Source organism: Vicinamibacteria bacterium, assembly GCA_035620555.1.
Classification (GTDB): Bacteria; Acidobacteriota; Vicinamibacteria; order Marinacidobacterales; family SMYC01; genus DASPGQ01.
In genome coordinates this window covers 1-5,869 of record DASPGQ010000340.1, presented here as the reverse complement: position 1 = coordinate 5,869, position 5,869 = coordinate 1, and the positions used below count along the sequence as shown (strand labels likewise).

The following is a 5,869-nucleotide window of genomic DNA, read 5'->3' as shown; positions in this document are numbered from 1 at the left end:
TCGCTTTCCTGCTTCGGAAGCGTGACCGTCAGAACACCACGCTTGAATTCGGCCGTCACCCGGTCGGCGTCGACGCTCGCCGGCAGCGCGAACGTCCGATTGAACGGGCCGTAGGAACGTTCCATGCGAAGAAAATGTTTCTCGCTGAGCGGATGTTTCAGCCGGCGCTCCCCGCGAAGCGTTACCCGGTCTTCATCGACCCGCACCTCGATATCCTGCTGTTCGACATCCGGAAGCTCCGCCTGGAGAACGAGGCTGGTGTCGGACTCGTACACGTCCACCGCCGGCGACCAGGAGCCCGATGTGGACAGATCGCCCTCCGTGTGCGTTCGCGAAAGGGTTTGATCGATCAAACGGTTCATTCGTTCCTGGAGAGCCAGGAGCTCGCGCACAGGATCCCAATGTGCAAACGGCACCTTCTACAACTCCGTCGGGTGATATTAGCACTCACTCGCAGTGAGTGCTAACGGCGGTTATGATAGATAGATTGTTAGTTTTTGTCAAGCAAATAAATATTAGTGGAGTGTGGAAGATCTCCGCTCCCCGGAGAGCGCTTTCTCTAATATTGACAGTGCTTTAGCGACATCGGATCGGCGGATATCTCGATGCAGGACGGCTCGCACTCGATCCTCCCCCGATGGCAGCATATGGACGCCATTCTCATAGCATCTTTCGACGAGCTCGGCCGCGGTCATCGAGGTGACGCGGAATCGGAGAATGTTGGTTTGCACCAGATTCGTGTCGAGCTCGATGTCGCGGAGGCCGGCGAGGCCGGCCGCGAGCGCGGAAGCCTTCTGATGGTCCTCGACGAGCTCTGAGCGATGGTGTTGGAGCGCGTGCAGGGCAGCCGCGGCGAGCACCCCCGCCTGGCGGAGTCCACCGCCGAACATCTGTCTGAATCGTCTCGCGCGCTCGATAAAAGCTCGCCGTCCCGCGAGCGCAGAGCCGACCGGAGCGCCGAGTCCTTTGGAAAAACATACGCTCACGCTGTCGACCGCGGCAGCGTACTCGGATTCTGGGATGCCGGTCGCGACCGAAGCGTTCCACAGCCGTGCGCCGTCGAGGTGGAGCGCCAGACCGCGGCTCCGAGCCGCTTGCGCGACTTCGCGAAGGCGGTCGAGAGGCCAGATCGTGCCTCCGCCTCCATTGTGCGTGTTCTCGAGGCAGACCAGCTTCGTGGGTGCCGGCAACGATCGTGGATAGAAGGGGTGTGGCACCCGAACGGCACCGAGGACGTCGCTCGCCGTGAAGATGCCATGCTTGCCGAGCAGGGGCCGCACGAGAATACCGGAAAGTCCCGCCGGTGCGCCGCCCTCACTGGTGACCACGTGCGCGTTGATGTCCGCGAGGATCTCGTCTCCGGCTTCGGTATGCGTGCGCAGGGCGACCTGGTTGCTCATCGTCCCCGTTGGCATGAACACCGCGCTCTCCTTGCCGAGCATCTCGGCGGTTCTTTCCTCGAGTTTTCGCACCGTGGGATCATCGCCGTAGACGTCGTCGCCCACTTCGGCTCGGGCCATGGCCGCGCGCATCTCCTGGGTCGGTTTCGTGACCGTGTCGCTCCTCAGATCGATCATGAAGCGGGATGATACCGCACCGCGCGTCCGGCCAGGAGGCCTGAGGGTTAGCCAGGAAAGGTAGCTCGTCTCGGCGCCCGGGGTGACCGTCCTCGGGCTCGACGGCTCCGGGCGGTCAACTCTTGCACTGCTCGAAGGCATCCCGCACAATGCAGTCGATGACCTCGACGAAGATACGCGAGATCCTGCAGACCATCGATCGTGATCGTTCGAATTTGCTGAGCGCGGTCGAGGGGCTCCAACCGGGGCAGCTGGGGCACCGAGAGTTGCCCGAGGCTTGGTCCATCGAAGACGTGCTTCATCATCTGGCGCTCGCCGATGAGTCCAGCGCGAAACTCATGGCTTTGATGCTTCGAAGGGCGCGAGAAGAATCGCTGCCACCCGATCCGAGCCCCGATCGCTCGGTGCTGGACTCGATCGATGAGGTGGTGGCCCGCGCCGAGAACCAGAAGGCAAAGGCGCCAGATCGCGTGACACCCCGCAGCCGAATCGAGGTCGAGGAGTCGCTTTCTCGCCTACGTCTTTCTCGCGACAAGATTGAGACCACCGTCGAGGCGCTGTCGGCTTTCGACCTTTCCCTACTCACTTTTCCTCACCCCTTTTTCGGTGAGCTCAATACCTACCAGTGGCTTCTCGTCACCGGTTGGCACGAGCGGAGGCACACGAGACAGATCGAGAGGGTCAAATCGAGCCCCGGGTTCCCGGGGGGCGCCATTTCAACTTGAGCGGCGCCCATTAGCTCGAGCCGAATGACGGCCGGGAGGACCGTGAGAGGTTGCATGATGGAACCTCCAAGTCCATACTGATGCCATCATCGACATTCCGGTTGGAATTCTCGGAGGGAAGGTGCCTCTATGTTCAACGCCAAGCCCGAACCCGTACGGATCAACGACTTCAATCGGAGGATGGCCCGGGGATCTCGCACGCGAATCGCCCCCGGGCGGCAACGTACCGTCGCCGTGAAACGACGGTCCGGCTGGCAGTCGAGCGCGCTATTCAGCCTGTGTGTCTTGTTGCTCTTCGCGCTCGGCCTCGCCTACCACACGCACCAACGGGCGTCCGATCTCGAGCGCCGGCTCGTCGACACCCGAGGCGAGATGCAGCAGAGCCTGCAGGAGCTGCACGCGAGCTTCCAGTTCGACACGGCTCGACAACGGCTCTTGCTCGGGATCCGCGACGAGATCTTGCGGGTGAACAGTGCCGCGAGTCTTGGCGATGCCTACCGTTACGCGGAGGTGCTGCTCGCGACGACCGACAAATACGCCTCCGTCGATCCGTTGCTGCTTCTGTCGATCGGCATCGTGGAAAGCCGGTTCGATCCGCGAGCTCGCAGCCAGGCCAATGCTCGAGGTCTGTATCAGATCTGGCCCTCGACCGGACGGATGCTCGCCGGCATGCTCGGCTGGGAATACACCGACGAGATGCTCTACGAGTCCGAGCGCAACACCGAGATGGCGGCACTCTACCTCGACGTCCTGATGTCGACCTACAACGACATCGGGATGGTGCTCGCGGAGTACAATGGCGGGCCGATCAATGCGGGCTACTACCGCGCCGGAAGTCACCGTACCGCGGCGGAAACGATGGACTACGTTCCCAAGGTGCTCGAGCAGTATGCGCGGCTTTCCGATGAGCTACCGATGGTCCCGGGACGGGGCTTCGAAATCCTTTATCGGGACCTCGGCCGGGATGCGAAAAAGCTCGTGCCCGCCAAGACCGACTGAGGTTCCAGCGTGAAGGGCGCGATCGTCGCCTGTTCGCTCGCCCTGCTGGCCTGCAGTGGGTCCCGGAGGTCCTTCGAGGCGGGAGAGGAAGCAGCGAGACGCGATGATTGGGATCTGGCGGTCGAGCACTACGAGCGTGCCGCCTCGCAAGAGCCCGAGTCCCTCGAGTACCGGATCGCTCTGGAGTTCGCGCGCTTCGAAGCGTCTCGCGCCCACCTTCGTGAAGCGCGAGAGCGCCTCGAGGCCGGAGATTCGTTGGTCGCCGCTTCCGAGCTCGAAGCGGCTTTGGAGTACGATCCGGGCAATCGTTTCGCCGAGAGCGAGCTTCGGGAGTTGAGGCGGCGGGCGGAACCCCCGCTGGAATCCGACCCGCCCGACCATGGGCAAATCCTCTTCGGACCCGAGCCGGTGCTCGATCCTTTCTCGGATGCCCCCTTGAACCTGCGCTTCGCCGAGGAGACGAGCCTCCGCAAGGTTCTCGAAGCCTTGAGCCGGCTTTCGGGAGTGAACATCCTTTTCGACGAGTCGTACCGTGACCGGCTCGTGACGGTCGACTTGAAGGACGTGACCTTCGCCCAGGCACTCGAGTTATTGCTCTCGACCAACGGGCTCTACTACAAAACGTTGAGCTCGTCGGCGGTGCGAGTCGCCCGGTAACCTCGACCGAGGACTGCCAAGTTGTGACCGAGACCCGCTACGCGTCCCGATCGAACCGGCGCCTCAGCTCCATGTATCGCTGGTACTGCACGCTCAGGGCATCGTCTCCGCCATCCTCATATCCCTGGACTCGGAGAGCCTTCAGTAGCCGCTGAACGGCTTTCTTTTTGTCTTCCAGAACGACGGTGTTGGCCTCGACCGGGATACGATCGTTCGGCTGATAGCGCCTCTTCAGATCGAGATAGATCGCGTATTGGTCGAGGCGATCGCCGGCGTCGATCAGAACGTCGGGACCGTCTTCGAAGATGCAGCCCGCATTTCGAAGCCGTTCGAGCACTTCCTGGGCCTCCCCGGGCGGAAGCCGCGCCTGCGCGGTGATGCTGACGTGCACTCGGGAGGCATCGAGGCGAACGTAGTCGCCCTCGCGCCGACCCTTTGGACGAAGCCAACGAAGCACCTCGATCGCTCGGCCCACGCCGCTATCCGCGAGTAGATTCTGCAGCCGGAAGTCGAGCTCTCTGACGCGCGCGGCCAGCGCGCGCATGATTCGCACGGCAATTTCCGAGCTGTTGTGGATCATGGCCTCGAAGGTCTCCGCGTCGACTTCGATGAGCTCGCAATCGTCGAGCACCTGGGCACTGGCGGATCGTGGGAGGCCCTCGAGCAGGGCCATTTCTCCGAAGAAGTCGCCCGGCCCCAGGGTCGCCAGCTCGACCTCTTCCTTGCCGACCCTGCGATAGATCCGGATTCTGCCACTCCGGATCACGTACATTCGTTTTCCCGGATCGTTCTCTTCGAAGACGATGGTGCCGGATGGGTATCGGCGCTTGATTTGGGACCAACCGGAGCGACTCTTCATACTCGTTTCCCGCGGTGGACGAGCTACGCCCGTGGTGTCGAGGGTGTGCCGCGAAGACGGCTATTTCGAAGTTTACCGAACAATCGAGCCGCAGGACAATCGCGATGGGGGAGGCTGGCAGCAGTCGCGATTTCCGTCAGGCTGTCCGTTGGGGAGAAGTATACGAGCTAACGAGACGAATCGGAGTCGCTCAACTGCTGCGCATAAGCCAGCGCCTCGCCCAAGCTCGGAAAGACGTGCTCTTCTCGGGACAACCCTCCTCGGTGGACGAACTCGACCTTGACCAACGTACGGGGACCCCGCCCCTCGTCGTAGGGCTCGACATAGATCGTCGGTCGGGGCTTGGCTCTCGGCGACAGCATGTTCGTACGTACCATCGTCGACCTCTCTTTCGCTTTTCTGGTGTTGCAAGAGCGAGACCAGCTCCGGATCCGTCGCGAATCCTCAATTCGGACAACCACTTGCGTCATCCGAGTCTACGACCCGGCGTGGCCGTCGCGTTACTTTTGGTAGCATTCCGCGGAAATCAAAAGGTAACGACGAGGGAGAACTTGAGGACGGTGTCGAGCTTCTTCTTTCGGACGATCGCGGTCCCAATCGGCACTCCGCCCCCGGCGGGATCGAGATCGAACAAGGTGATCTCTTCGAGTGCGGGAACATTCTGATAAAGAAACTGGACCCCGAAACGAAGGGCCAAGATGTTGGTGAGATTCGTCGTCACCGTGTTCGGAGTGTTGAAGCGGTAGTCGCTCGCGTCGCTCGTGTTGACGAAGAACTCGAAGTCGCTGTCGAACTGTGTCTCGGAACGGAGCTTGTGCATGTAGTCCCACGACAGCCGAACCTCGGAAAAGTCTTTGTCGCGCTCCGGGTCCTCGACGAAGTCGATTCTTCGGGTGAACGTGAGCGTGTAGTCGGTCTTGAATGCCATGTGCTCGCTTTGGCGCCACGTATGGCCCACGCCCCCGTAAACGATGGAGCGATTCTCGATGCCCGCATTCTTGTCCCGGTCCCAGCCGCCGCCCACCACCCAGAAGAGGCGATTGGTGATGTCG

The 5,869-nt window shown here is 61.8% G+C and carries 8 protein-coding genes; 3 read left to right on the top strand and 5 right to left on the bottom strand.

Annotated features, from left to right (window positions below; genetic code table 11):
* Positions 1-392 (bottom strand): Hsp20/alpha crystallin family protein (locus tag VEK15_13870; GenBank protein HXV61779.1); only part of this gene is annotated, 392 nt, incomplete at its 3' end.
* A 123-nt stretch (positions 393-515) separates the two neighbouring features.
* Positions 516-1,577: a GntG family PLP-dependent aldolase gene (locus VEK15_13865; protein HXV61778.1), complete on the bottom strand. Its 1,062-nt coding sequence runs from the start codon at positions 1,575-1,577 to the stop codon at positions 516-518.
* A gap of 158 nt (positions 1,578-1,735) precedes the next feature.
* Here VEK15_13865 and VEK15_13860 point away from each other — a divergent pair, with 158 nt between their 5' ends.
* The 3 genes from VEK15_13860 (at position 1,736) to VEK15_13850 (ending at position 3,958) form a co-directional block, all read left to right on the top strand.
* Entirely contained in the window at positions 1,736-2,302 is a 567-nt protein-coding gene (locus tag VEK15_13860) for a DinB family protein (protein HXV61777.1), read from the top strand.
* Between the two features lie 129 nt (positions 2,303-2,431).
* Entirely contained in the window at positions 2,432-3,301 is an 870-nt protein-coding gene (locus tag VEK15_13855; protein ID HXV61776.1) for a transglycosylase SLT domain-containing protein, read from the top strand.
* Positions 3,302-3,310: 9 nt separating this feature from the next.
* Positions 3,311-3,958, top strand: a complete 648-nt coding sequence (locus tag VEK15_13850) for an STN domain-containing protein (GenBank protein HXV61775.1) — start codon at positions 3,311-3,313, stop codon at positions 3,956-3,958.
* Between the two features lie 37 nt (positions 3,959-3,995).
* Here VEK15_13850 and VEK15_13845 read toward each other — a convergent pair whose 3' ends face one another.
* The 3 genes from VEK15_13845 to VEK15_13835 all read right to left on the bottom strand — a co-directional run.
* Entirely contained in the window at positions 3,996-4,817 is an 822-nt protein-coding gene (locus VEK15_13845; protein HXV61774.1) for a cyclic nucleotide-binding domain-containing protein, read from the bottom strand.
* Between the two features lie 167 nt (positions 4,818-4,984).
* Entirely contained in the window at positions 4,985-5,194 is a 210-nt protein-coding gene (locus VEK15_13840) for a hypothetical protein (protein ID HXV61773.1), read from the bottom strand.
* Positions 5,195-5,343: 149 nt separating this feature from the next.
* A partial coding sequence (locus VEK15_13835) for a DUF481 domain-containing protein (protein HXV61772.1) occupies positions 5,344-5,869 on the bottom strand: 526 nt, incomplete at its 5' end.